The 25,758-nt window shown below is 64.1% G+C and carries 23 protein-coding genes and 1 pseudogene; 9 read left to right on the top strand and 15 right to left on the bottom strand.

Features of this window, described 5'->3' with window-relative positions:
- Positions 1-62: 62 nt before the first annotated feature.
- Positions 63-1,688 carry an MFS transporter gene (locus tag ABFY71_RS09875; protein ID WP_347945818.1) on the bottom strand — a complete coding sequence of 542 codons (1,626 nt, stop codon included), beginning with the start codon at positions 1,686-1,688 and terminating at the stop codon, positions 63-65.
- A 193-nt stretch (positions 1,689-1,881) separates the two neighbouring features.
- On the opposite strand from ABFY71_RS09875, the gene greA reads away from it, so the two are divergent.
- A complete protein-coding gene (gene greA / locus ABFY71_RS09870) occupies positions 1,882-2,364 on the top strand; it encodes a transcription elongation factor GreA (protein ID WP_347945817.1) in 483 nt (160 codons plus the stop codon).
- An 88-nt stretch (positions 2,365-2,452) separates the two neighbouring features.
- Here the strand turns inward: greA and ABFY71_RS09865 are convergent, their stop codons facing one another.
- Both ABFY71_RS09865 and ABFY71_RS09860 read right to left on the bottom strand, forming a co-directional pair.
- Positions 2,453-3,892 carry an aldehyde dehydrogenase family protein gene (locus tag ABFY71_RS09865; protein WP_305579865.1) on the bottom strand — a complete coding sequence of 480 codons (1,440 nt, stop codon included), beginning with the start codon at positions 3,890-3,892 and terminating at the stop codon, positions 2,453-2,455.
- A 23-nt stretch (positions 3,893-3,915) separates the two neighbouring features.
- Complete coding sequence (locus tag ABFY71_RS09860) at positions 3,916-5,067, bottom strand: fumarylacetoacetate hydrolase family protein (RefSeq protein ID WP_347945816.1); 1,152 nt, start codon at positions 5,065-5,067, stop codon at positions 3,916-3,918.
- 202 nt (positions 5,068-5,269) lie between these two features.
- Here ABFY71_RS09860 and ABFY71_RS09855 point away from each other — a divergent pair, with 202 nt between their 5' ends.
- Positions 5,270-5,989, top strand: coding sequence for an SIMPL domain-containing protein (locus ABFY71_RS09855; RefSeq protein ID WP_347945815.1), 720 nt, complete (start codon positions 5,270-5,272; stop codon positions 5,987-5,989).
- Between the two features lie 79 nt (positions 5,990-6,068).
- On the opposite strand, the gene ABFY71_RS09850 is transcribed toward ABFY71_RS09855, so the two are convergent.
- The gene (locus ABFY71_RS09850) at positions 6,069-6,893 is read right to left on the bottom strand and encodes a sulfite exporter TauE/SafE family protein (RefSeq protein ID WP_347945814.1); all 825 of its coding nucleotides are present in this window, start codon (positions 6,891-6,893) and stop codon (positions 6,069-6,071) included.
- Complete coding sequence (locus ABFY71_RS09845) at positions 6,893-7,315, bottom strand: secondary thiamine-phosphate synthase enzyme YjbQ (RefSeq protein ID WP_305579869.1); 423 nt, start codon at positions 7,313-7,315, stop codon at positions 6,893-6,895. The genes ABFY71_RS09850 and ABFY71_RS09845 overlap by 1 nt, the downstream gene beginning before the upstream one ends.
- Positions 7,316-7,567: 252 nt before the next feature.
- Between ABFY71_RS09845 and ABFY71_RS09840 the strand changes: the two genes are divergently transcribed.
- The 4 genes and pseudogenes from ABFY71_RS09840 to ABFY71_RS09825 all read left to right on the top strand — a co-directional run bounded on the left by ABFY71_RS09840 (position 7,568) and on the right by ABFY71_RS09825 (position 12,380).
- On the top strand, positions 7,568-9,715 hold the full coding sequence (locus ABFY71_RS09840) for an OmpA family protein (RefSeq protein ID WP_347945813.1): 2,148 nt from the start codon (positions 7,568-7,570) through the stop codon (positions 9,713-9,715).
- 280 nt (positions 9,716-9,995) lie between these two features.
- Positions 9,996-10,385 (top strand): hypothetical protein, encoded by a 390-nt coding sequence (locus ABFY71_RS09835; protein ID WP_347945812.1) that lies wholly within the window; start codon positions 9,996-9,998, stop codon positions 10,383-10,385.
- A 163-nt stretch (positions 10,386-10,548) separates the two neighbouring features.
- Positions 10,549-11,238 (top strand): tellurite resistance TerB family protein, encoded by a 690-nt coding sequence (locus ABFY71_RS09830; RefSeq protein WP_347945811.1) that lies wholly within the window; start codon positions 10,549-10,551, stop codon positions 11,236-11,238.
- Between the two features lie 87 nt (positions 11,239-11,325).
- Positions 11,326-12,380 (top strand): annotated as a pseudogene (locus tag ABFY71_RS09825) (Atu2307/SP_0267 family LLM class monooxygenase).
- Here the strand turns inward: ABFY71_RS09825 and ABFY71_RS09820 are convergent.
- From ABFY71_RS09820 to dnaG, 5 genes are all read right to left on the bottom strand, one after another.
- The gene (locus ABFY71_RS09820; protein WP_305579874.1) at positions 12,361-12,582 is read right to left on the bottom strand and encodes a hypothetical protein; all 222 of its coding nucleotides are present in this window, start codon (positions 12,580-12,582) and stop codon (positions 12,361-12,363) included. The pseudogene ABFY71_RS09825 and the gene ABFY71_RS09820 sit on opposite strands and share 20 nt — an antisense overlap.
- Positions 12,583-12,672: 90 nt before the next feature.
- Positions 12,673-12,963, bottom strand: coding sequence for an HlyU family transcriptional regulator (locus ABFY71_RS09815; RefSeq protein WP_347945810.1), 291 nt, complete (start codon positions 12,961-12,963; stop codon positions 12,673-12,675).
- A gap of 25 nt (positions 12,964-12,988) precedes the next feature.
- Positions 12,989-13,279, bottom strand: coding sequence for a DUF2442 domain-containing protein (locus ABFY71_RS09810; protein WP_305579876.1), 291 nt, complete (start codon positions 13,277-13,279; stop codon positions 12,989-12,991).
- Positions 13,280-13,291: 12 nt separating this feature from the next.
- Entirely contained in the window at positions 13,292-15,358 is a 2,067-nt protein-coding gene (rpoD, locus tag ABFY71_RS09805) for an RNA polymerase sigma factor RpoD (RefSeq protein WP_371136195.1), read from the bottom strand.
- Between the two features lie 182 nt (positions 15,359-15,540).
- Complete coding sequence (gene dnaG, locus ABFY71_RS09800; protein WP_347945809.1) at positions 15,541-17,475, bottom strand: DNA primase; 1,935 nt, start codon at positions 17,473-17,475, stop codon at positions 15,541-15,543.
- Positions 17,476-17,545: 70 nt separating this feature from the next.
- Here dnaG and ABFY71_RS09795 point away from each other — a divergent pair, with 70 nt between their 5' ends.
- Positions 17,546-17,941 (top strand): hypothetical protein, encoded by a 396-nt coding sequence (locus ABFY71_RS09795; protein WP_347945808.1) that lies wholly within the window; start codon positions 17,546-17,548, stop codon positions 17,939-17,941.
- Here ABFY71_RS09795 and ABFY71_RS09790 read toward each other — a convergent pair whose 3' ends face one another.
- A complete protein-coding gene (locus ABFY71_RS09790) occupies positions 17,942-18,994 on the bottom strand; it encodes a glycoside hydrolase 5 family protein (protein ID WP_347945807.1) in 1,053 nt (350 codons plus the stop codon).
- A gap of 26 nt (positions 18,995-19,020) precedes the next feature.
- Positions 19,021-19,584 carry an HdeD family acid-resistance protein gene (locus tag ABFY71_RS09785; RefSeq protein ID WP_347945806.1) on the bottom strand — a complete coding sequence of 188 codons (564 nt, stop codon included), beginning with the start codon at positions 19,582-19,584 and terminating at the stop codon, positions 19,021-19,023.
- Positions 19,585-19,767: 183 nt separating this feature from the next.
- Between ABFY71_RS09785 and ABFY71_RS09780 the strand changes: the two genes are divergently transcribed.
- Positions 19,768-20,961 (top strand): MFS transporter, encoded by a 1,194-nt coding sequence (locus ABFY71_RS09780; protein WP_347945805.1) that lies wholly within the window; start codon positions 19,768-19,770, stop codon positions 20,959-20,961.
- On the opposite strand, the gene ABFY71_RS09775 is transcribed toward ABFY71_RS09780, so the two are convergent.
- Complete coding sequence (locus tag ABFY71_RS09775; protein ID WP_347945804.1) at positions 20,962-21,411, bottom strand: GatB/YqeY domain-containing protein; 450 nt, start codon at positions 21,409-21,411, stop codon at positions 20,962-20,964.
- Between the two features lie 195 nt (positions 21,412-21,606).
- On the opposite strand from ABFY71_RS09775, the gene carA reads away from it, so the two are divergent.
- Entirely contained in the window at positions 21,607-22,821 is a 1,215-nt protein-coding gene (gene carA, locus ABFY71_RS09770) for a glutamine-hydrolyzing carbamoyl-phosphate synthase small subunit (RefSeq protein WP_347945803.1), read from the top strand.
- A 31-nt stretch (positions 22,822-22,852) separates the two neighbouring features.
- On the opposite strand, the gene ABFY71_RS09765 is transcribed toward carA, so the two are convergent.
- Together ABFY71_RS09765 and ypfJ are read right to left on the bottom strand one after the other, a co-directional pair.
- The gene (locus ABFY71_RS09765) at positions 22,853-24,391 is read right to left on the bottom strand and encodes a glycosyltransferase family 32 protein (RefSeq protein ID WP_347945802.1); all 1,539 of its coding nucleotides are present in this window, start codon (positions 24,389-24,391) and stop codon (positions 22,853-22,855) included.
- 88 nt (positions 24,392-24,479) lie between these two features.
- Complete coding sequence (gene ypfJ, locus ABFY71_RS09760) at positions 24,480-25,397, bottom strand: KPN_02809 family neutral zinc metallopeptidase (RefSeq protein WP_347945801.1); 918 nt, start codon at positions 25,395-25,397, stop codon at positions 24,480-24,482.
- Between the last annotated feature and the right edge of the window lie 361 nt (positions 25,398-25,758).

Here is a 25,758-nt window from a genome sequence, read left to right as displayed (position 1 = left end):
CCCCGATCTGTCCCTCCCCCTTCAGGGGGAGGCTAGGAGGGGGCGCCCGCCCCCCTCCGCCTCTAAACCTCGGGCACGCTGCGCAGCGGCGTCTCGTCGGCCAGCGGCACGGTCTGCCGCTCGATCATCCGGTGCACCTGTGGCGGGCCATCGCCCTGGTGCAGCGTCCGCAAGGCCAAGAAATTCTCCGCATCCGCCTTGGTGCGCCGCAGATTATGCCGCACATAATCCACCCAGGTCGGCACATGGTAGCTTTCCACCCACAGATCAGGCTGCTCCAGATCGCGCAGCAGCGCCCATTGCCGCGCTCCGTCGCGCAGCCGCACCTTGCGTCGCTCGGTCATCAGCGCCAGGAACCTGGGTATGTCATCCTGGGCAATGCGATAGTCGACCATCACCATGATCGGCCCGCTGCGCGGGGTCAGGTTCAGCCGCAACACCGGTTCGTTGAAGGTGTTGAGCGGGCCCAGATCGCGCGATTCAAACTCCCGCAGCGGCAGGATGAACCCCACCAGCGCGCAAAGCACCAGTACCAGCGCGGCCATGGCCAGCGCCCAGTCAATCCCGAACGCGTCGGCGCTGACGCCCCACAGCCAGCTGCCCATCGCCATGCCGCCAAACGTCGCCGTCTGGTAGAGCGACAGCGCCCGGCCCACCACCCAGCGGGGCGATGACAGCTGGATCGATACGTTGAACAGGCTCATCGACAGCACCCAACACGCCCCCGCCGGCACCAGCACGGCGTGGCTCAGGATCAGGTCGCGGCTGAACCCCAACCCCGCGCAGCTCAGCGCAAAACCGATACAGGCCGCCCGCACGATCCACTCATTGCTGAAAAGCTCGCGCACCCGGCCATTGATGAACGCGCCGCCAATCGCCCCCAGACCGAAGCAGCCCAGCAGGGTGCCATAGGCCAGCGCCCCGCCGCGCACATACTCCGCCGCCACCGAGGGCAGCAGCGCCAGAACCGCAACGGCGGACAGCCCGAACAGGAAGCTGCGGAACAGCACCGTGGTCAGGCTGGGCGACAGCGACACATAGCGAATGCCGGCCAGAATGGCACTGCCAAAGCCTTCGCGCGGCAGGCGGTTGGCGGGCCGCTCCGGCTTCCAGCGCAGCAGCGCGGTAATCAGCGGCAGATAGGTCACCGCATTGAGCGCAAACGCCGCTGCGGCGCCTGCCAGCGCCACGATCAGCCCGCCCACTGCCGGGCCGACGCTGCGCATCATGTTGAAGCCCATGGCGTTCAGCGTCACCGCGCCGGGCAGATCGCTGCGCGGCACGATATCGCCCATCGACGCCTGCCAGGACGGATTGAACAATGCCGTCCCGGCGCCGATCATGAACGTGAGCGACAGCAGCAGCCAGGGACTCATCAGGTTCATGAAGGCCAGCACCGCCAGCAGCAGCGACACCAGCGCCATCCCGCCCTGCGCGATCATCATCACCACGCGGCGATCGAAATTGTCGGCCAGTGCGCCGGCAGCCAGGGAGAAGATCATGATGGGCAGCGTGGTCGACGCCTGCACCAGTGCCACCATATTGTGCGAGTCGGTCAGCGTGGTCATCATCCAGCCGGCACCCACCGACTGCACCAGCCCGCCCAGATTGGACACCAGCGTGGCGGTCCACAACAACCTGAAGGTCTCATGCTTGAACGGCGCCAGTATGGCGGGTCTGTCAGTCATTTCTCATTCTCGTGGCAGACGGCATCACCCCGTCTTGGGCCAGACTGGCCGGTTTGACAAGCCGCTCGCGCTTTCCATACCGCCTATGCAACCTCTCCCGCCTCCCCTACATTGACCCGTCATCTGCAATCAAGCATCGCCGCCCCCGGACTGGCCTTCGGCCTGTCCGACCGCGTCGCCATGGAGCCAAGCTTTGAGTGTTGCCTTTACCAAGGAAGACAGTGCCGAAACGGCTGCGGAAACGCTGCTGCCCGATCGCCCGATTTCCAGCCATGCCAATCTGGTGACCGAAGCCGGTCTGCGGGCACTGCAGCAGGCCCTCGAACAGGCTCGCCTGGCCTATGATGCCGCCAGCACCGTCAGCGATGTCAATGAGCGCCGCCGTCAGGCGGCCATTCCGCTGCGCGACCTGCGCTATTACGCTGAGCGCGTCCGCACCGCCCAATTGATGCCCGAGCCGGCCGCGACCGATACGGTGGCCTTTGGCAGCACGGTCACCTTCCGTCGCGCCGACGGCCGGGTGCAAACCTATCGCATTGTCGGCGAGGACGAAGCCGAGCCGGGCACCGGCACGATTTCCCATGTCTCGCCTGTTGCCCGCGTTCTGCTCGACCGGGCCGTCGGCGACGTCGTCAGCCTGGGTGCCCAGGAATTCGAGATCACCGCCATCGCCTGAGCCGCCCGCCTTCACCATGCGCGGCAACGACAAACGGCCCCTGGCTTGCGCCAGGGGCCGTCCGGAATGTGTCTGCGGCCGATATGGCTTAGCCGGCAGCGGTATAGGCTGTCTTGACCACGGTGAAGAACTCGGCCGCATACTTGCCCTGCTCGCGCGGGCCATAGCTGGAGCCCTTGCGACCGCCGAACGGCACGTGGAAGTCCACGCCCGCTGTCGGCACATTGACCATCACCATGCCGGCTTCGGCATTGCGCTTGAAGTGCGTCGCATATTTCAGCGAGGTGGTGACGATGCCGGCTGACAGGCCGAACTCGGTGTCATTGGCCGTCGCCAGCGCTTCTTCATAGTTCTTGACGCGAATGACCGAGGCCACGGGGCCAAAAATCTCTTCACGGCTGATGCGCATCTGGTTGGTCGCCTCGGTGAACAGCGTCGGCTGCAGGAAATAGCCTTCCGTCGGGGCGTTCACCCGATTGCCGCCCACCCGCAGGGTGGCGCCTTCGGCCTGACCAATGGCGATATAGTCCATATCCTGTTTGAGCTGGCCCGGATCGACCACGGGGCCGATTTCGGTATCCTTGGCCAGGGCATCGCCCACCCGCAGATTCTTGGTGCGCTCGCACAGCGCGTCGACGAAGGCATCGTGAATGCCCTCGGTCACGATCACCCGCGACGATGCCGTGCAGCGCTGGCCGGTCGAGAAGAAGGCCGACTGCGCCACGCTTTCCACCGCCACCTTGAGGTCGGCGTCGTCCAGCACCACGGTCGGGTTCTTGCCGCCCATTTCCAGCTGGAACTTGCGGCCCACCTCGATGGAGGCTGTGGCCACGCGCTTGCCTGTGCCCACCGAGCCGGTAAAGCTGATGGCATTGACGTCCTTGCTGTCCAGCATGGTCTGGCCGACGACCGAGCCCTTGCCCATCACCAGATTGACCACGCCATGCGGCAGGCCGGCGCGATGCAGAATGTCGACAATCGCCCAGGTTGACCCCGGCACCAGATCGGCCGGCTTGATCACCACCGTATTGCCATAGGCCAGGGCTGGCGCCATCTTCCAGGCCGGAATGGCAATCGGGAAATTCCACGGCGTGATGATGCCGATCACCCCGATCGGCTCGCGGGTGATCTCCACGCCCACGCCGGGCCGAACCGATGGCAGCACTTCGCCGGCCAGCCGCAGGACTTCTCCGGCAAAAAAGTCGAAGATCTGCGCCGCACGGGTCACTTCACCAATGCCTTCTGGCAGGGTCTTGCCCTCTTCCCGGCTCAGCAGTTCACCCAGTTCGGCCTTGCGCGCCAGGATTTCCTGGGCGGTCTTGGACAGGATGGCATGGCGTTCGAGAATGCCCGAGCGCGACCAGGCCGGAAACGCCGCCTTGGCTGCGGCAATGGCCTGCTTGGTGTCTTCGACGGTGCCCCGCGCGTAAACGCCGACCACTTCGCTGATATTGGAGGGGTTGATGTTCTCGACGCCGTCGCCGCCAACCCATTCCCCATTGATGAGGTTCTTGTAAATTTCAGCCATTTTTGGTGCCTTTCGGGAGGAGACTAAAGGAGATCTGCCTTGGCCAGGTCGCGCAGCAGATGGCTGCTGCCATAGGTCCAGGGCGGGCATTTGGTGGAGAGGTTCACTGTGTTGGACAGGGTACCCAGACTGGATGTCGAGATTGAGACGACGTCGCCGAGCTTGTGGGTAAAACCCATGCCGGCGCCGCCACGATCCTGCACCGGCGCAAACATGGTGCCCAGATACAGCACCAGCCCGTCGGGATATTGATGATGCGCGCCCAGCGTCGCGGCCACCAGCGATTCCGGGGTGCGCGAAATCTGGCTCATCGAGGAATGGCCCTCGAGCACAAAGCCGTCTTCGCCTTCCACCCGCAGCGCAATCTCGGACTGCTTGATGGTTTCCAGGGTGAAATCGCCGTCGAACAGCCGCACGAATGGCCCCAGTGAAGCCGAGGCATTATTGTCCTTGGCCTTGCCCAGCAGCAGCGCCGAGCGGCCTTCCACGTCGCGCAGATTGACGTCATTGCCGAGCGTGGCGCCAATAATGGCCCCCGCACTGGTCACCAGCAGCGCCACTTCGGGCTCGGGATTGTTCCAGCTCGAACTCGGATGCAGCCCCACTTCAGCGCCATAACCCACCGCGCTCATCGGCTGGCCCTTGGTGAAAATCTCCGCGTCCGGCCCGATCCCCACTTCGAGATACTGGCTCCACACGCCCTTTTCCATCAGCGCCGCCTTGACCTTGATGGCCGCGTCCGACCCCGGCACCAGCTCGCTGAGATCCATGCCGATCAGGTCGAGGATTTCGCTGCGCAGCGCATCAGCACGCGACTTGTCGCCCCGCGCCTGCTCCTCGATGACCCGTTCGAGCAGCGACACCACAAAGGTCACCCCGGAAGCCTTGATGGCCTGCAGGTCGATCGGCGACAGCAGGCTCGGCACGCTGGCATCATGATCGGCCGCCAGGCTATTGGCCAGCACGGCCTGGGCCGAGCCCAGCGACACGCCCGGCGCGCTGCGCACATGCTCTGCCGCCCGGCCGCTCTCGGCAATGTCGCGCACCGTGGCCAGGCCCTTGGCCGTGATGTCGAACAGGTCGCCATCGCGTACCGTCACAATGCGCGGGTGATCATGGCCCGGCACGCGCGCCCGACCCACCAGAATGCCGTCCGGATAATCCATGTCGCTCATCTTGCTGCCTTGAAATACTAGCGCAGTGACTACCCCAGCCGTGCTGCACCATGCAAGCGCAGCGTGGCAATAAATCATACTTATAAGAAGTCGTATCGTGAACGCTTCATCCACAGCGCCGTTCAACCCAGGTTCATCCGTGCCGTAATACTGACGCAATGGATGGGGATTAGTCCCCGCGATCAACTCACGGAGTTATTCAATGCGTCACCTCGCTGCCCTCATTCCCTTCGTCCTGCTCACCGGGCTGACCCTGCCCGCCCTGGCCGGCACGATCACCATTGAAGGCCGCGGCGAAGTTGCTGCGGCGCCGGACATGGCGATGATCAATTCGGGCGTCACCAGCCAGGGCGCCACCGCGCGTGAGGCGCTCGACGCCAATACCGCTGCCATGGCCGAACTGATCGCCACCCTCAAGCAGGCCGGCATCGAGGCGCGCGACATCCAGACCTCGGGGTTCTCGGTCAATCCCAACTATGTCTATTCCGAGCAGCGCGACGCCAATGGCTATACCTTGCCGCCCAAGATCAATGGCTATCAGGTCAGCAACACCGTCACCGTCAAGGTGCGCCAGCTCGATGCCCTGGGCACCATTCTCGATAAATCGGTGACCGTGGGCGCCAATACCGTCAACGGCGTCAGCTTCTCGGTGGCCGATCCGGGCGAACTCTACAACCAGGCGCGCAAGGCCGCCTTCGCCGACGCCAGCGCCAAGGCCGCGCTCTACGCCGAAGCCGCCGGCGGCACGCTGGACGATATTGTCTCGATTTCCGAGACCCAGGGCTTCAATGAGCCGCAGCCATACCCCATGTATGCGCGAGCCGAGATGGCCGCGGGTTCACCGGTACCGGTCGAAGCCGGCGAGTTGAGCTTTGCCATCAACGTCAAGGTCCAGTGGGACCTGGACGACGGTACGAAATAAACGTTCCAATACCCCTCATTGAGGGGGCTTGGGCGGTGGGGACGGTCCTCCGTAGTCAATCCGTCCCCACCAACCCTCCTTATCCGGCCAGCACCTTCCACAGCATGTTCAGGCCGACCAGCACCAGAAAACCCGCGAAGACATATTTCAGCGTCTTCTGGTCCAGCTTGTGTGCCAGCGCCGCGCCCAGCGGCGCGCACAGCGCCGCCAGCACTGCCACCAGCAACAGCGCCACCAAATTGATATAGCCCAGGCTGAGCGGCGGCAGGCCGGCCACGCCCCAGCCCGAGATCACAAATCCCAGCGTGCCCGATACGGCAATGGCGACGCCGATGGCCGCTGAGGTGCCCACGGCCGTGTGCATGGTGGCGCCAAAGGCCACCAGCGTCGGCACCGTCAGTGAACCGCCCCCGATCCCCATCAGCGCCGAGATGAAGCCGACCACGCTGGCCGAGATCCGGTGCGTGAGGGCCGAACCATGCAGATGGCCCATCAGCCTGGTCTGGAAGCCGAACACGATATTGCCGGCGATGATGAAGGCCATCACCGCAAACACGATGCGCAGCACGTCGCCCGAGAACAGGCCGGCCATCAGCCCGCCGATGAATGTCCCCGCCACGATAAACGGCAGCCACAGCTTGAGCGCGGCACTGTCGAGCGAACCGCGCTTGTAGTGCGAGCGCGCGCTGACCACGCCGGTCGGAATGATGATCGCCAGCGAGGTGCCGACCGCCACGTGCTGCACCAGCTCCGAATCATAGCCCATGGCCGACAGGGCCGTCGCCAGCGCCGGCACGATGATCGCCCCGCCGCCAATGCCGAGCAGTCCCGCCGCAACGCCCGAGCATACACCCGTGATCATCAGCCCCACCACGAACGGCCAGTATTGCGCCACCAGATCCACTATCGGTCTCCAATAAGGTGAAGCACCACCTCGCGCCGATGGGGTCGGCGGCGGTGCTCATAAAGATAAATGCCCTGCCAGTTGCCCAGCACCGGTGCCCCATGGCTGACCGGCACGCCGATCGAGGTCTGCGTCAGCGCTGCCCGGATATGGGCCGGCATGTCGTCGGCGCCCTCGGTGGTATGCACCAGCCAGTCCATGCCCTCCGGCACCAGGCGCGCAAAGAACCCGTCAAGATCGGTCTTGACGTCGTCATCGGCGTTTTCCTGGATCAGCAATGAACAGGAGGTGTGCCGGACAAACAGGGTCAGCAGTCCGGTTGCCACGTCAGCGGCGCTGACGAAGTCCTGCACCGCACGGGTAAATTCGTACAGTCCCTGGCCCTGGGTGGAAATGATGATGGTGTCGATGGCTTGCTGCATCCCTTGGGCCTAGCACGGGAACGCCCGCCTCAACAGCGCAACCACAAGCCAATTCGTTCGGCATGCCGCATTCGCGCCACTATCGCCGCGCCTGTGATGACGCGCCAGGGCAGGGAACCATGGCAAACCCCAGGCGTTCTGGCCTTGCGGGATTGTCACATCATATCGCAGTGCACTGAATCCATTCAGACTGCATTCACACTGCCACCGCGATGCTTGGCCCAATCGCCAATCGACTTAAAGGAAAAAACAATGCGCCTTAGAAACTGGCTTCTTACCGGCACCAGCATCGGCCTGATGGCCATGCTGCCGATGACCGCCCGTGCCCAGGACGGTGACCTTGTCACTGCCTATCAGGCCTATACAGCTGCACAGGCATCAGGCGACGCCGCTGCCCTTGCTGCTGCCGAGGGCACCTTCACCGAGGCCTGTATCGTTGCCGGCTATGTCAGCATCGAGGAGTGCATCGCGGCCGTCGAGGCCAATGCCGCCGTCGCGGCTGAACCGGCTGCCCCGGCCCCTGCAGAGGCCGCTCCGGCTGAAGCTGCACCCGTAGAGGAAGCAGCACCGGCTGCCGAGCCTGCCCCTGAGGCAGCCCCCGAGCCTGCCGCCGAAATTGCGCCCGAGCCCGCACCGGAACCCGCTCCCGAGCCCGCGCCTGAACCCGTGGCCGAGCCCGCGCCAGAGCCCGAAGCTGCGCCCGTTGCAGAAGAGGCCGCTCCGGTTGAAGAGCCAGCCCCGGTTGCCGAACCTGCAGCCACTGCAGAAGAAGAACCAGCACCCGCTGCAGAACCAGCCCCGGCTGAAGAACCCGCACCCGTTGCTGAGCCCGCTCCGGCTGAAGAGGCGGCGCCAGCTGCTGCGCCCACCATGGACATCAGCGCCGAGCTGCAGGTCCAGGTCGATCTCTACAACGCCGCCATCGCCGACATGATGGCCGGTGGCGACCAGGCTGCCGCCCAGGCCCAGATGACGGCTGCCCAGCAGGCCATCGCTGACCTCTGCGCCCAGGCTGGCGTGGCTGACGTTACCGCATGCCTGGCCAATTATGGCCTGGAACTGCCGGCCGTCCCCAATATGGAACAGCCCGCAGCAGCCGTCGACCCAGCCGCACCGGCCGAAGAGCCTGTGGAACAGGTAGAGGCCCTGCCAGAAGGCGTGACCGAGGAGCAGGTCGCCCCCGTGCTCGACAGCGCCAAGGATCCCGAAGCGCCGGTCGAGGGCGAAGCATCGGCTCAGCCGGCGCCTGAAGTCGCTGCAGAACCGGCACCGACCGACGATGCCAGCTCGCAGGCCCGCTTCGAGGCCATGGACATCCAGGCCGTCACCGCAGAGGAAGGCCTGATGGTTGAGGCCGCCGCCCTTGAGGAGCCGACGACGCCACAGAACGTGACGATCATCAACCAGACCACCGTCACCAATAACAACACCACCAATATCGACAATACCGGCGCCACGATCGGCCAGCAGCAGAACAACGTCATCACCGAACAGGCGGCTGACGTAGCAACTGGCCAGGCGGCCGGTACCGGCGTTCTGCAGCCTCTCGATCCGGGTCAGGCCATCACCCAGGTGATCCTGCAGATCGGCTCGCAGCTGATCGTCAACTCGATCGGCCAGGATACCGACCGCTTCTACAATGCCCAGGAAGACGAAATCTTCTACGAAAACCTGAGCAATGGCCGCGTGCGCGAAACCATCACCCGTCCCGATGGCAGCCAGATCGTCACCGTCCGCAATCGCTATGGCGACGTGCTGCGTCGCTCGCGCATTGATCCCGATGGCCGCGAATATGTGCTCGCCTATTTTGACGATCGCTATGACAACGACCTCAATGTATGGCGTGACCCGGGTCGTGACCTGCCCCCGCTCAGCCTTAACATTCCGGTGCAGGACTACGTGCTGGATGCTGAATATGCCGACGAGAATGAAGTCCAGGTCTTCTTCAGCCAGCCACCGGTTGAGCAGGTTGCCCGGCTCTATTCCATCGACGAGGTCAAGCGTTCGGCCCGCGTCCGCGACAGCGTGCGCAAGCTCGAAGTGGGCGGTCTGACATTCGACACCGGCGCCGCCACCATCAGCCGTGACCAGGTTGGTGCCCTGTCCAATGTCGCCAATGCCATGCTGCAGCTGCTCGACCGCAACCCCGGCGAAACCTTCCTCATCGAAGGTCATACCGACGCGGTGGGCTCGGAAATCTCCAACCTGCAGCTGTCCGATCTGCGCGCTGCCACTGTGGCGCGCATCCTGACCGACTTCTACGACGTGCCGCCGGAAAACCTGGCTACCCAGGGCTATGGCGAACGTTATCTCAAGATCCGCACCGAGTCGGCAGAACGCGAAAACCGTCGCGTTACCATCCGCCGCATCACGCCGCTGATCACCGTCGCCAACAAATAAGGCGACTGCAATCGAGACAACAGGCCGGGCCATTGTGCCCGGCCTGTTGCTGTTCAGACAGTATCTGGCCCTGCCCCCGACACGGGCGGAAAATCAGCGACAACAGGGTGCAGCACGCTTACTGGCGACCCGGCACGCGGTAACAGCGATCAATTGCCGGTCTTCCGCCCAGGCCGCAGCACCGGACAAAGAAATCTTTTGAAACTGTGATCACGTATTCGGGAACAAAAGCAAATTGCGCGCGTTCTTCAGCCATAGGTTCGAACAGAGGATTACGACTATGGCTACTCCCGAACGCGACACTGTCTATACCAATGATGGCAACCGCACCGTCTATACGCGTGAAAGCAATGGCACGGGCTGGTTTGTTGGCATTATCGTTGCCTTGGCCCTGCTGGCCATCGGCTACCTCGTATTCTCCGCCAATTCCGGCCCAGCGACCACGGTCGACGTGAACACCGCGCCAGCTGTCGAAGCTCCAGCCGATCCAGTCACAGCCCCAGCGCCGATGACTGAAGCACCGGCCATGGCGCCTGAAGCCGCGCCGATGACTGACGCTGCACCAGCCACCGAAACCGCTCCGGCAGCCGAAGCACCAGCCCCCGCGGCTGACCCTGCCACCAGCACGACCACTGAAGCCCCGGCCACTCCCGCCGCACCGGCCCAGTAATCCTGCTGTCGGCAGCAGTCCTGGAACCTCCACCAGGCTGCAATGAAGGCCCCGGTCGCCCCGCCGGGGTCTTTGTTTGTCCAGGCGCTTTGCCGGACAAACCGGCCTCTTGCACTGAGCGTTTTTGTTACCCACATCCCCAGCCAGCACCAAGGGAGCCACCATGTTCAATATCGACCAGATCCTCAATGCGCTTCAGAACGATCCCGATACCCGGCGCACGGCGATGACCGGCGCCGCCGGTATGGCTGCCGGCATGTTGCTGAGCGGTGGCGGTCTGGGCAAGCTTGCCGGCAACGCCGTCAAGCTCGGCGCCGTGGCGGCTGTCGGCGGCCTCGCTTACAACGCCTGGCAGAATTATCAGAACAACCAGCCCGATGGTGCCGCGGCCACGCCCCTGCGCGATGCGTTCATCCCGCCCGCGAGCGACGCCACCAGCCAGGAACAACTGGGCAAGACCCTGGTCCGCGCCATGATCGCCGCCGCCAAGGCCGATGGCCGTATCGATGCCGACGAGAAGGAAGCCATCTTTGGCAGGCTGGAGACGATGAACCTGTCGGCCGAGGAAAAAGCCTGGGTCTTTGATGAACTCTCGACCCCGCTCGATATCAATGCCGTCGTGGCGCGCGCTGATACCCCCGCCCATGCCACCGAGATCTACGCGGCCTCGCTGGTCGCCATCTCGGCCGATACCGCTTCCGAGCGCGCCTATCTCGATGTCCTGGCCACCAGGCTCAAACTCGATCCCGCGCTGGTCGGCGAAATCCACAAGGCAGCGGGCGAACGTGCCCCGGAGCCGACACCGGCTGCCGCCAACCCCTTTGCCTATACCCCCTCGTCCAGCAACGTTTGAGCCGGCCCCGCCGCGCGGTTACATCGCTGTGCGTTCTTGATCGTTCGCCCGGCAGGGTTCATCTGTCGGCCAACCAGGAGCGACCAGATGGAACTCGGCCTTTATTCCTTCGCGGAAAACACCCCCGACCCGCTCAATGGCGGCGCCTTGCAGAGCCCCGCCGAGCGGCTGAGCGATCTGCTCGAGGAGATCGAGCTGGCGGACCAGCTTGGCCTGTCCTTTTATGGCCTGGGCGAGCACCACCGCCCCGATTATACCGCCTCCGCGCCGGTCACCATTCTGGCGGCCGCCGCGGCGCGCACCAAATCCATCCGCCTCTCCACCGCGGTCACCGTGCTGAGTTCGGATGATCCGATCCGCGTCTACCAGCAGTTCGCCACGCTCGACAATCTCAGCCACGGCCGCGCCGAAATCATGGCCGGACGCGGCTCCTTCGTTGAGAGCTTTCCGCTGTTCGGGCTCGATCTGAATGACTACGACAGCCTGTTCGAGGAAAAACTCGAACTGCTGCTCAAGCTGCGCCAGGGCGGCCCGATAAATTGGCCCGGTGGCCAGCACACCAAGCCCATTGCCGGCATTGCGCTCTATCCGGTGCCGGTCAGCAACCCATCCCGCTGTGGATCGCGGTTGGCGGCACCCCCAATTCGGTGGCCCGCGCCGCCTATCATGGCCTGCCCTTGATGATCGCCATCATCGGCGGCCAGCCACGCCAGTTCGCCCCACTGGTCGAATTCTATCGTGAGACCGCAACCAAGGTCGGGCGCGACCCCAAAACCCTGCCGGTTGGCATCAGTTCACATGGCTTCATCGCGGCCGACAGCCAGGACGCGCGCGACCTGGCCTATCCGGCCCATAGCGCGGCCATGAACCGCATCGGCAAGGAGCGCGGCTGGCCGCCGACCAGCCGCAGCCAGTTCGACGCCAGCTCGACGCCCGAAGGCGCCTATTTCATGGGCTCGCCGCAGGAGATTATCGACAAGATCCTGGCCCAGCACGAATGGTTCGGCCATGACCGCTTCGGCCTGCAGCTCAGCGTCGGCACCCTGCCGCACGCCAAGGTCATGCAGGCCATCGAGCTTTATGGAACGGTGGTAAAGCCGGCCATCGACAAGGCGCTGGGGACTACTTCCCCGAGCGCTTGAGAGTCTTGATCTCGAGCGGCGGCATGCCCGATTTCTCCGAGATCAGGCGGTCCTGCTCTTCAATCGCGGCCTTGGCGGGTTCGTCCCCGTCCAGGCCGCCCAGCAGGGCCGCATCGACCTTGCGGTTGGAACGCTGGCTGCCATCGACATAAAATACGTCAAACATCACGAATTCGCTGCGCGCGGTGGGTTTCCTGGCCATGGTTTTATACTCCTATGCGGCAGCATGGCCCCCGCGAACCCTCTCGGTCCGCAGGCGCCCCGGCTGCACCAATAATTCTGTCTGTCGAAACTAGCTGAAAATCTTCTCGCCCTGCTCGTCAATGATCTGCTTGCCCTTGGACAGCGCCAGGGCAGTCAGGTCGTCGCGCGAGCTCATCCGGTCGGCCCGAACGAAGCGATGGGTCTTGAGCACCCCGTCGATGGTCTTCTCGATGGTGCCGGCGAGCTGCAATTCGCTGCCGGCCTTCATTTCGATGGCCTTGATGGCAAAGCCCTTATAGGCCTCTTCGCCCAGCACCTTGTCACCGGCGGGCGCGGCGTCGGCCGCGCCACCACCAAACAGGCTTTTCCAGAACGACATGGCTTCGTCTCCTCTTGCGGCCGATTCAGCGCCTGCGGCGGACCGGCAACGGCAATCGTAATTCGCCGCGTTTTTCCATTTCCTCGCGCAGCCACGCCGGCGAGATGTCAAAGTGGTTCGGCCAAGTCGGCACACCATTGGCCAGTTCGACCGAAGCAAAAAACCGTCGATCCCGCAACGGTTCGGTGCCCTCGCCGCGCTCTCCGATCATGCTGGCGGCATCAAACGTGCCCGAAGACTCGTCTGAAAAACTCACCACCAGCTTGAACGGCACGATGGCCCTTATGGCCGTTACCTTGAGCCGCGCAACGGCCATTCCCAGCCGCTCCTAATTGTCGAGGAAGCTCCGCAGCTTCCGGCTCCGGCTCGGATGCTTGAGCTTGCGCAGGGCCTTGGCCTCGATCTGGCGAATGCGCTCGCGCGTCACTGAGAACTGCTGGCCCACTTCTTCGAGCGTATGGTCAGTGTTCATGCCGATACCAAAGCGCATGCGCAGCACGCGTTCCTCGCGCGGCGTCAGCGACGCCAGCACCCGGGTCGTGGTTTCGCGCAGATTGCTCTGGATCGCCGCATCGATCGGCTGGATCGCGTTCACGTCCTGGATGAAATCGCCCAGGTTGGAATCTTCCTCGTCGCCAATCGGCGTTTCGAGCGAGATTGGCTCCTTGGCGATCTTGAGCACCTTGCGCACCTTGTCCAAAGGCATCTGCAGCTTTTCGCTGAGCTCCTCGGGGGTCGGTTCGCGGCCGATTTCATGCAGCATCTGCCGGCTGGTGCGGACGATCTTGTTGATCGTCTCGATCATGTGCACCGGAATACGGATGGTACGCGCCTGATCGGCGATCGAGCGGGTGATCGCCTGACGGATCCACCACGTCGCATAGGTCGAGAACTTGTAGCCGCGGCGATATTCGAATTTGTCGACGGCCTTCATCAGGCCGATATTGCCTTCCTGGATCAGATCGAGGAACTGCAACCCGCGATTGGTGTACTTCTTGGCAATGGAAATCACCAGGCGCAGATTGGCCTCGACCATTTCCTTCTTGGCGATCGCGGCTTCCCGCTCGCCCTTTTGCACCTTGTGCACGATGCGGCGGTATTCGCCGATATTCAGGCCCGCTTCGGTCGCCAGCGTCGCCACGTCGCCGCGGATTTCGCGGATCGTGTCGGCTTCGCGCTTGGCGAACTCGCCCCAGCCCTTGCCATCGAATTCGGCCAGATTGGCTTCCCAGGCCGGGTTCACTTCCTGGCCGTAATAGCTTTCGAGGAACTTCTCGCGCTTGACGCCATAGCTCTCGGCCAGACGCAGCAGACGGCCCTCAAGCTTCACCAGGCGCTTGTTGATGTCGTAGAGCTGCTCGACCAGATTTTCGATACGGCCATTGTTGAGCGCCAGCGACTTCACGTCGGCGATCACTTCGGCGCGGAAACCGTCAATCTTCTTGCGGTCGGCATCACTGACTTTCGCACTCAGATCCTGCGCATTGCGATCCTGGATCTGGCGCATCTTGCCATAGGCCGTGGCGATCCGGTCAAACGTCTCGACGACCTGCGGCTTCAGTTCGGCTTCCATTGCCGACAGCGACAGCGCGTTCTCGAACTCGTCATCATCGTCATCGGGTGCCGGATCTTCCGGAGCCTTGGGCTCGTCGGGCACATATTCGCCATTCTCATTGGTCGAGCGGCGCGGCGTCTGCGCCTTGATCCGCTCGGCAGCCGATTCCACCGTCTTGGGGGCGATCAGGCTGGCCATGTCGGGCGCCGGTGCGGCCTGCTTGGCGTCGGGGCCGGCATAGGTCGCTTCGAGATCAATGATGTCGCGCAGCAGAATTTCGCCTTCAGCGAGCTGGTCGCGCCAGATGATGATGGCCTGGAAGGTCAGCGGGCTTTCGCACAGCCCTTCGATCATGGTCTCGCGACCGGCCTCGATGCGCTTGGCGATGGCGATTTCGCCCTCGCGGCTGAGCAGTTCCACCGAGCCCATTTCGCGCAGATACATCCGCACCGGGTCATCGGTACGGTCAGAGCCGGACTTGGCGTTGGAGGTGCTGGCGACGGCGGTGCCGGTGGCCGGTGCCACTTCCTGGCCCTGGTCCTCTTCGTCCTTTTCGACTTCGGTCTCTTCGACCTCGTCCTCGTCGACGACATTGATGCCCATGTCCGAGAACATGCTCATGAAGTCTTCGATCTGTTCGGAGCTGACCTCGTCCGAGGGCATCACTGCGTTCAGTTCTTCATAAGTCACATAGCCGCGCTTCTTGGCGACCTTGATGAGCTTTTTGACGGCGGCGTCGTTGACGTCGAGCAGCGGGCTGTCATTCATCGTCGCCTCAGGGGCGCCGGATTCCGGCTTCTCGTTGTCCTTGGTGGTTTTGGTAGCTGCCTTGGTGGCCATCTGGTACTCCGTCGGCACCCGTCTGCGCTCGGGCCCGAATAAGGCTTTAAGTGGTGACACCTCAAAGCAAGGTAAAGGTTCGGTCACCAAGGCGTTAACGCCAGCAGCAACCAGGTCCGTCTCGAACTTATCGCATGATCATATGCGAAATCGCGCGTACGCGCTGGCTTTTAGAGCATTCTCTAAAAACTGCGTGTCGCGCGCCCCGATAACGAACCAAATCCTTCGATCAATGCCTCGGTGCCATCGACAGTGGTAATCTGGTTCTTGATGTCCCGCAGCCTTTCAAAGGTTTCTTCGCTCGGGACTTCGCCCAGCGCTGCTTCGGCTGCTTTAAGCTCTCTATTTAGCTGAACTTTCTTGTTATGCAAGGCCAAGGCATGACTCAATCCGGTCTGGGCATCGGCCAGCGCGATCTCCGAGCCGATCTGCCACACCCCCTGCCGCATCAGCACATCCTCCATCCGGGCCAGCGCTGCGCCATGTCCACGCACGCCCAGCGCCGCTTTCAGGTCATTGCCCGAGATGTCGTGATGGCGCACCACCAGGTTGAGAATCTCGCTCATCACTTTTTGCGCAGCCGGGGTTTCAAAGTCCAGATTGGCCAGCATTTCGAAACTGTCCTCCACCAGCGCCGGGTGATTGACCAGGCTGAGGATGATCGCGGCCTCGCGCGGCGTGGCGTCCGCCACCGAGCCCGGCTTGAGCAGCCGCGAATTGCGCAGGGTGTCCGACACCACCAGCTTGGGCGTGCCCCGGCCGGGATAGCCATAGGCGCCGCTCTGGCCATAGCGCTGCTGGCCGTGGCGCGGCTCGAAGCGATTCTGTCGCACCGGCGCCAGAAAGGCCCGCAGCTTTTCATCGAACGCCTGCCCGTAATGGAACCGCACCGAGGAGTCCTGGATCGAGTTGGCGCGCTCGCGCAGCCGCGCCTGCAGCGCCGCCCGCGCTTCGGGCGTCTCGGGCACCAACCCGCCGGTTTCCATGCTCCAGATCACATCCGACAGGCTGCGCGCCCGGTCCAGCACATCGGCGAACGCGGCGCGCCCCTGCTCCTTGATCAGGTCATCGGGATCCTGCCCTTCCGGCAAGGTGGCGATGCGCACGGTAAACCCCGGCTTGAGATGGGGCAGCACCAGATCGGCCGAGCGTTCTGCCGCCTTCTGTCCGGCCTTGTCGCCGTCAAAGCACAGGATCGGGTCCGGGCTCATCCGCCACAGCAATTGCAGGTGTTCCTCGGTCAGGGCCGTGCCCAGCGGCGCCACCGTACCCTCAAAGCCCGCCGCCACCGCCGCAATCACGTCGAGATAGCCTTCCACCACGACAATCGTGCCACCATCGCGCGCGGCCTGCCGCGCCGTCTGCCCATTATAGAGGGTCTGCCTTTTGTGAAACAGCTCGGTCTCGGGCGAGTTGAGATATTTGGCCGGCACATCGGCTGACAGGGCCCGCCCGCCAAAGGCGATCACCTTGCCGCGAAAATCCATGATCGGGAACATCACCCGGTTGCGGAACCGGTCATAGGGCAGCGGGTCATTCTCGCGCACCGCCACCATGCCGGTATCGATCATGTCCTGCGCCGATACGCCATTGGCCGCCAGGTGTTCCTTGAGCCCGTTGCGGCTGTCGGGCGCAAAGCCGATGCGGAAGCGTGCCTGGCTCTGCGCCGATACCCCGCGTTCCAGCAGATAGCCGCGTGCCCGCGCCCCGATATTATGGCTCAGTGCGGCCTCGAAATATTTCGTCGCCAGTTCCATGACATCGGTCAGGCTCTTGCGCTCGGCGGCCCGCTGTTCCTGCCGCTCGTCGCGCGCCGGCATCGGCAGGCCCGCCATTTCGGCCAGCCGTTCCACCGCCTCGGGAAAGCTCATCCCGACCTTTTCGGTCAGAAAGCGAAAATGATCGCCCGACACGCCGCAGCCAAAGCAGTGATAGATGCCGCGCCGGTCATCAGCATGAAAACTCGGGCTTTTTTCGCCGTGAAACGGGCAGCAGGCCCACATATCGCCCTTGGCCGGCTGGCTCTTGCGCTTGTCCCACATGACGTGCTCGCCCACCACCTGCGTGATGGGCAGCCGTTGACGGATCTCGTCCAGAAACTGATCGGAAAAGCGCATGACATGTTAGATAAGCATTCGCGGGGCCTGAGTCACGGCCCATGTTCTTATCCACAGCATGGACCGTTCCGTGGCCATTTCCAGCAAGTTCCGTTTCCGCAATCTGGTGCTGTTCACCACCCTGCCGGCGCTGCTGGTCGGCGCCCTGCTCTGGCTACTCGCCGGGGCCCTGCCCACCTGCAGCAGCATCGAGCGCGCCCGCCTCACCGCGCCCGACGCGACGTTTGACCTGGTGGTCTTTACCCGCACCTGCGGTCCCGACACCGACCCAAACACCCAGGCGGCGCTGATCCCGGCTGGCGCCGCTCTTGCCGACGACGCCGTCAGCTTTCTGTCCATCGGCGCTGACGCCGATCTGGCGCCGCGCTGGGACGGCTTTGGCAATATCGAATTGACCGTGCCGGTGGCCGCGAAAATCCATCGCCAGGACGATGCCGTCGCCGGCATCGCCGTGATCTACCGCTGATCAGCTGGCGTCCCGGGCGGTGATCTGCTTGAGGAACGCCGCCTCGGCTTCCCGGTAGGGCCGCCCGTCGGCGTGGAACACGTCATGAAACCACGGATCGGGTAGCGCATCCGCATAGGACTTGGTCCAGCTGTCCCACGGATAGAGCGTCTGTGACCGCCCGGCCACCAGCCCCCAGCAATAGCTGGCAATGCGCTCGCGCTTGGCAATCGGCAGGATGCCCTCGAAGGTACTGCCGGGCGTCCGGGCCATGAACTCGGTCAGCAACAGCGGTCGATCCCGCGGCAGGCCGAGAAGCTTGGCCTCGAACGCCTCCGGGGTCTGATAGTCATGGAAGCTGACCACGTCCGAATTCTCGATCTGGATCCGGGCATGCGGATCGTCATAGAGCGTCTTCCCCGCCCAGACCCCTGAGGTCAAAGGCTGGCTCGGCCCGGCATTGCGCGTCCACTCGAAGACGCGCGGCAACAGCGCGCTGATCAGCTCGATCTTGTTGTCCAGCTCGGCGAACCGCCCGCCATTGAGATTGCTCGGCTCATTCCACACGTCCCAGACCAGCACGCGCTCGTCCGTGGCAAAGGCGCCGACCACCCCTTCGACATAGTCCTGCAGCCGCCCATACTGATGGGGATCGGCAAGCGCCCTGCCCGGCCCCTGCACCCATTGCGAATTGTGAACCCCCGGACGGGGCGCCGGCTGCGTGCCCAGGGCAACGTCGGGATTCCACACCGAGTCGAACAGCACCAGCATGGTGCTGATTCCCTGGTCGGCGGCGATATCGAGGTAGCGCTCGATCCGGTCTCTGAAGCCTGCCGGATCATCCGCCCAGAGCAGGTCATGCAGAAACACCCGCATCGAGTTCATGCCCAGTCCGGCCGCCCAGCCGAGCTCACGCGCGATCACCTCCGGGCTGAACGTCTCCTTCTGCCACATCTCGAGCTGGTTGGAGGCGGTCGAGGGCACGTAATTGGCCCCGACCAGCCATGGCAGGCGCGCATACCATTCCCGGGCCCGCGCAGCGTCCCAGCGGCCTGGAGCCGATATTTCCGTCATGTCAGATCGCCCTGTATGCTCGTTTGTCAAACCGACTTGCTGCGCTGATACAGCCGCCAGGCCCAGCCAAACAGCCCAAACGACAGCATGATCAGCACCACACCACCGAAAATCACCCCGATCGAGGCACTCAGCAGCGGGAAGAACAGGAACACCAGGCCAAGCAGTACATAGGACACGCCCGACAGCACCACCGGCCAGATCCGTGCATAGTGCTCACGCTCGCGGGTAATCACCACGATCTGCATGATCCCCACCACCAGCGCGATGATACCGACCAGGCCCGCCATCAGGGTGACCGTGAAGATTGTCGCCAGCAGCGGGCTGAGCAGGATCACCACGCCCAGGATGAGCGAGAGCACATTGGACACCACGTCAAACCAGTAATTGCCGCTCTTGCCGCCGCCAAAGGTCAGGCTCCATAGCCCCAGCACACCGTCAATTGCGAGCAGGATGCCGCCGGCCAGCACCAGGATGGTCAGCGCCTCCGTGGGCCAGATCACCGCATAGAGCCCCGCCACGAGCATGAAAAGGCCGCGCAGTGCCGTTGCATATGCAAAGCGTCGTTTCGTGTCAGCCGATACCGTCATGTTTGCCTCCAGGGCCGCAAGACCATCTGTCCCGGCGCCGAGTGTAACCGAGTTACCGCCATTGCCAAGCCTTCATCGTTGCAGCTTTTCTATAGACGCCCGGGCAATTTGTTGATTGCCGCCTTGCCCCGCCTGTGGTTTGAGGTGGCTTCAATTGAGGCCCGCCTTCGGCGGTCATGCGCCATGTCCCTGCCCCTGTTCGCCCTGTTTCTCGCCGCTTTCGCTTTCGGCACCGCCGAATTCGTCATTGCCGGCGTGCTGCCCGAGGTGGCCGGCGGGCTCAATGTGACCATTCCCGTCGCCGGCTATCTGGTGAGCGGCTACGCGGTCGGCATTGCCATTGGCGGCCCCCTGCTGGCCGTGACCACCAAGAAGATCTCGCGCAAGGCCCTGATCATTGCGCTGGGCGCCGTCTTCACCCTGGGCCAGGTGCTGTGCGCCCTGGCGCCCAACTTTGAACTGCTGATGGCCGCCCGGGTCATCGTCTCGGTCGCCCATGGCACCTATTTCGGCATTGCCGCCATTGTCGCGGTTGGCCTGGTGCCCAGGGACAAGCGCGGCTTTGCTGTCGCGCTGATCCTGTCCGGCCTGACCGTGTCCAACATTCTGGGCGTCCCCGGCGGCACGGCCATCGGCAATGCGCTGGGCTGGCGCGCCACCTTCTGGGCGGTCGGCGCGCTTGGGCTGCTGGCCACGCTGATCATCGCCATCGCCCTGCCCCGCACCGCCGGCGCCGCCGCCACCAGCGGCAGCTTCCGCCGCGAATTCCGGGCGCTGGGCCGCCAGCAGATCATCACCTCGCTGATCATCGTCATGCTGGTGATGATCGGCCAGTACAGCCTGTTCACCTATATCGCCCCGCTGCTGCGCGACGTGACGGGGCTCGACGTCAACATGGTGCCCTGGGTGCTGCTGCTCTATGGCGTCGGCTCCACCATCGGCGTGTTCATCGGCGGCCGTCTGGCCGACTGGAAACTGATGCCCTCGCTCATCGCGATTCTGGGCCTGCAGGTCGTGGCCTTCACCGCGCTGTATCTGGTCAGCCCCTACCCCATCGCCATGGCCATCACGGTGGTGCTCTGGGGTGGCGTCAACTTTGCCTTTGGCTCGCCGGTGCAGACCCGCATTCTGGCCTGGGCTGCCGATGCCCCCAATCTGGCATCCTCGCTCATTCCCAGCGGCTTCAATGTCGGCATCGCCATTGGCGCCGTGCTGGGCGCCGCCGCGATCGAGAACGGCCTGGGCTATCGCGCCCTGCCCCTGATCGGCACCGTGGCGCTGATCCTGGCCGTTGCTGTCGCCATCTACTCCCATCTGCGCGAGCAGCGCAGCAATGCCACCCCGCCGGGCCTCACCGGCGCGGTGGCGGCCCAATAGTCAGCTGAGCGCCGCGCGCACCTTGCCGCTGGCCTTGCCGAAATCGATGCGACCGGGATAGTCGGCCTTGAGCTGGCCAATCACCTTGCCCATGTCCTTGGCGCCCTCGGCGCCGGTCGCGGCAATCGCCGCCACGATGGCGGCATCGACCTCGGCCTCGCTCAGCCCCTTGGGCAGGAACTCGTTGAGGATGTCGATTTCTTCCTTTTCCACCGTCGCCAGATCGGCCCGGCCGGCCTGCGCATAAATGGCAAAGCTCTCCTCGCGCTGCTTCACCATCTTCTGGATGATCGCCAGAATCTCTTCATTGGTCGCCGGGCCGCGATTCTCCTGCCGGATCGCGATATCGCGGTCCTGGATTGCCGCCGTGATCGCCCGCAGGGTGGCGGTGCGCCGCTGATCGCGGGCCCTCAGGGCGGTCTTGAGGCCTTCACTGAACTGGTCGCGCATGGGCATAATCCTCTTGTTGTGCGTAATTCGTGACCCATATAGGCCCAATCGACCCGCGTCGCCACTTGCGCCGCCGCGATCAGGCTTCTAATAGGAGGCCTCAATCGACATCGTCGGATGCGTGGTCAGGAAAAGTTCGACAACTTTTCATGCTTTGGCTGCGCGAGCACCTGAAACCAATTTTTGGAGGCCCCCATGACCGGTTGGCAGCAATCCCCCGCGACCGCAGTTCTGATCCTGGCAGACGGTACGCGCCTGGAAGGCCGCGGCATCGGCGCCATTGGTCACGCCGCTGGCGAAGTGTGTTTCAACACCGCCATGACCGGCTACCAGGAAGTGCTGACCGATCCGTCCTATGCCGGCCAGATCGTCACCTTCACCTTCCCCCATATCGGCAATGTCGGCGCCAATGACGAAGACATCGAGACGGTCAACATGGCCGCCCTGTCGGGCGTCCGCGGCGTCGTGCTCAAGGCCGACATCACCAACCCCTCCAATTATCGCGCCGCCGAAAAACTCGATGTCTGGCTCAAGAAGCGCAACATCATCGGCATCACCGGCATCGACACCCGCGCCCTGACCGCCCTGATCCGCGAGCACGGCATGCCCAATGGCGTCATTGCCCATGCCGCAGATGGCGCCTTCGACGAGCCCTCCATCATGGCCGAGCTCAAGGCCTTTCCCGGCCTTGAAGGTCTCGATCTGGCCAAGGAAGTCACCACCGCCCAGACCTACCACTGGGATCAGACCGGCTGGGTCTGGAACAAGGGCTATGGCAGGCTCGAGGATCCCCAGTTCCACATCGTCGCCATCGACTATGGCGCCAAGCGCAATATCCTGCGCTGCCTGGCCGATCAGGGCGCCAAGGTCACCGTCGTGCCCGCCACCGCCACCGCCGAGGAAGTCCTCTCGCACCAGCCCGATGGCATCTTCCTGTCCAACGGCCCCGGCGATCCGTCCGCCACCGGCGTCTATGCCGTGCCCACCATCCAGGCGCTGATGGCCACCGGCAAGCCGGTCTTTGGCATCTGCCTGGGCCACCAGCTGCTTGGCCTCGCGCTGGGCGCCACCACCTCGAAAATGCACCAGGGCCATCACGGCGCCAACCATCCGGTCAAGGATCTGACCACCGGCAAGGTGGAAATCACCTCGATGAACCACGGCTTTGCCGTCGACAAGGCCAGCCTGCCGGCCGGCGTCACCGAAACCCATATGTCGCTGTTCGATCAGTCCAATGCCGGCCTCAGCGTCGATGGCAAGCCCATCTTCTCGGTGCAGTACCACCCCGAGGCCAGCCCCGGCCCGCGCGACAGCCACTATCTGTTCACGCGCTTCCTCAACCATGTGCGCACCCAGAAGGGCATGGCGCCCGAGCCCGAATACGTCGCCCCCACGGCAATGGCGGAATAACCGGAAAGGGCGCCGCAAGGCGCCTTTTCTCTTAGGTGGACCGCACCACCTCCAGCTGCGGCAGCCCCGCCACCTCAAACCCGAGGTCGCGCGCCATGATGCCCAGCGCCTCGCCACCCCGATGCAGCTTGTAGGGCGTTTCGCCATAGCCCACGCCAGCCGCCAGCGCAGCGCGGTTGATCAGCACAAAGCTCTCCCCCACCCCGTCCAGCGGCAACACGCTGAACACCTTCTGCTCGTTCAGATGGACGCGGTGCTCCCCATCGCCCCGCAGCGCGCCTGTGGCGCCACCATCCTTGTACAGCACCTTGAAACTGCCCCCGTGCCGATAGCGGAACAGCGCCGGGTCCGCGTTGTGCCCAACGCCGTCGACACAGCTGGCCGCCACTACCGGCCGCCGCGCTTCCAGCATCCGCACCAGCGCATCGGCCGGCACCGCGCTGATGGACCCATCCACCAGCAGCACGAACTCAGCCTCGACCGGCCGGGCCGCCAGCATGGCATTGAGCCCTGACGCCGTGCCAACACCCTTGATGGCCGTCACCGGCCCGGCAAACCCCGCCCTCGTCACCGAAGCGCTGATCGCCGCCAGATCAGCAGCATCGGCATCGGCGAAAAACTGCAGCGACAGTTTTTCGCGCGGATAGTCCAGCCCCGCCAGCGCCCGCCCCAGCGCGGGACTGAGCGGAGCCCCGCCCAGCCGTACCGCGACATGCACCAGGGGATAGTCATCGAGAGGCGCCGGCGCCTGCTCGAGATAGGGCGCAATCGGGTCGGGGATGACGATCCTTGCCAGCGCCCGATGCCGCTGCCGCCGCAGCCACCATTTGATGGTCGTGGGCACCTGCAGCACCTCCACCAGCCGGTTCGCCCGCATGTGCCAGGGCACCCAGGTGGTCAGCCATTTGTGCGACACCAGCCGCCCCGTCTCCGCGCCGATCACCGTGCCCAGCCCGGCCAGCAGCTGGCGGGCACGCCCATCGCTGCGCGTCCGCTTGCCATTGGACAGCAGCGGCGACCACACTTCGGGCAACAGCAGCACGGGTCGCTCGGCCCGCGGCAGCCCCAGCATCATCGCCGTGATCATCGACGGTCCGGTGGCGTAGAACGTCTCCTGCCCCACCAGCCCGGGCAGCGCCGCAATGATCTTTTGCCATAGCGCATGGTCGGGCACCGAGCCCATGAAGGCATTGGTGAACAGGAACGGCACCCCTTGATGGATGCGGTCGGGGAAGATGTGTTCGAGCGGTTCGACGCCGATAAAGGCGTCATGCTCGAGCAGCGGCGTCATCGGCGCGAACGGCTCGACATCGAGATCGGCGTAGATCCCCCCCAGCTTGCCCAGCACCAGGTAGCGGAACGCATCGGCCCGCTGGATCATCTTGGGGTAGCTGTCATAGACGGCCAGGAAATCGGGATAGGCCTCGGCCACAAAGGCGCGCATGCTCTCGTCAGTCCACAGCCTGATCTCCCAGTCCGGGTGCAATTGCTGCCACTGGCGGTAATAGGCCGCCATCTCGCGCGGCAGCTCGGTGGTTTTCCAGGTGAAATGGAGCAGGCGCGGGATCATGGCTGGTGTGCTCGGCTGGGACAAATACGTCCAGCGCTATCGCCCGGCACGCCGCGCTTGTCCACCCGTCACCCCGCGCCTGCTGTCGTCACACGCTGCCCGCAAACGTGTCACAAGCGCCGGGATTGCCGGTCGTGAAGCCGCGTTCGAACCATTCCTTGCGCTGCGCCGACGTACCGTGATTGAACGTCTTGGGCACGGCAAAGCCCTGCATCTGCTTTTGCAGCGTATCATCGCCGATCTGGTTGGCCGCGTTCAGCGCCTCCTCGATATCGCCCTGCTCGAGCAGGTTTTCCTGGCCGGCATAATTGGCCCAGACGCCCGCATAGCAATCGGCCTGCAGCTCCACCCGCACCGAATAGGCATTGGCCTCCTCCTGGCTCATGCTGGCGCGCCGGCTGTTGAACTCGGGCAACACGCCGGTGATGTTCTGGATGTGGTGCCCCACTTCATGCGCCAGCACATAGGCCTGGGCAAAATCCCCCGGCGCGCCGAACTGGTCGCGCAACTGGTCGTAAAAGCTCAGATCGATATAAACCTTCTGGTCGCCCGGGCAGTAGAACGGCCCGGTCCGCGAATCCGCCGCGCCGCAGGCCGTGTTCACCTGTCCGGTAAACAGCACCACCACCGGCTCGGGATAATCCTGATTCTGCGCGGCAAACACCTCGGTCCACAGATCTTCGGTTTCCTTGACCACCACGCCGACAAAGCTGCGCAGCTCCGCCTGCTCGGCACTGGCCGGCGCCTGGCTGGACGCGCTGGTCGAACTGCTGCTGCCCGAGCCCGTCAGCATGTCGATCGGGTTCTGCCCCGTCACCAGCCAGATGATGCCGAGCACCGCCACAATGCCGATCAGGCTGCCAATGCCGCCGCGTCCGCCGCGCCCGCCACCCGTCGGCATGCGAAAGCCGCCGCCGCCGCGCCCGAACGGACTGCCACCCAGGCCGCCGCTCTGGCCGCGCCGATCATCAATATTCGAACTCTGCTGCCGACCGCGCCATTTCATGCTGTGCACTTCTCCGTGTGACTTGTTCCTAGCAATAAGGGCCGCCGATGCAAACCGTTCCGGTCCACGCCACCATCCTGCACGATTTACCTGTCCATCTTGTCCCCGGCCCGCAAACCGCGCGCATACTGCTGCCCATCACCCCGCACGGGCGGCCTGCAGGCGAACAGTGGCGGGGTGAGCCGGGTGTGGTCTTTGCCTGCCGCACAGGTTCCAGTCCGGCCGTGTGGGGGCGAGCGACCCCCGTGCCGCCGTACAGTTCCAAAAACCGGCGTCCCGAGGCGGTTTCGTCTCACTATTTTAACTTACCAGAGGCGAAAGCCGTCTCGGGGTCCGCTCACCTGCCCAACCGTCCGGTCCG

The sequence above is a fragment of the Devosia alba genome (assembly GCF_039938915.1).
GTDB lineage: Bacteria > Pseudomonadota > Alphaproteobacteria > Rhizobiales > Devosiaceae > Devosia > Devosia alba.
Note: the sequence above shows the minus strand (reverse complement) of the source record. Positions and strands in the feature narration are given on the sequence as shown.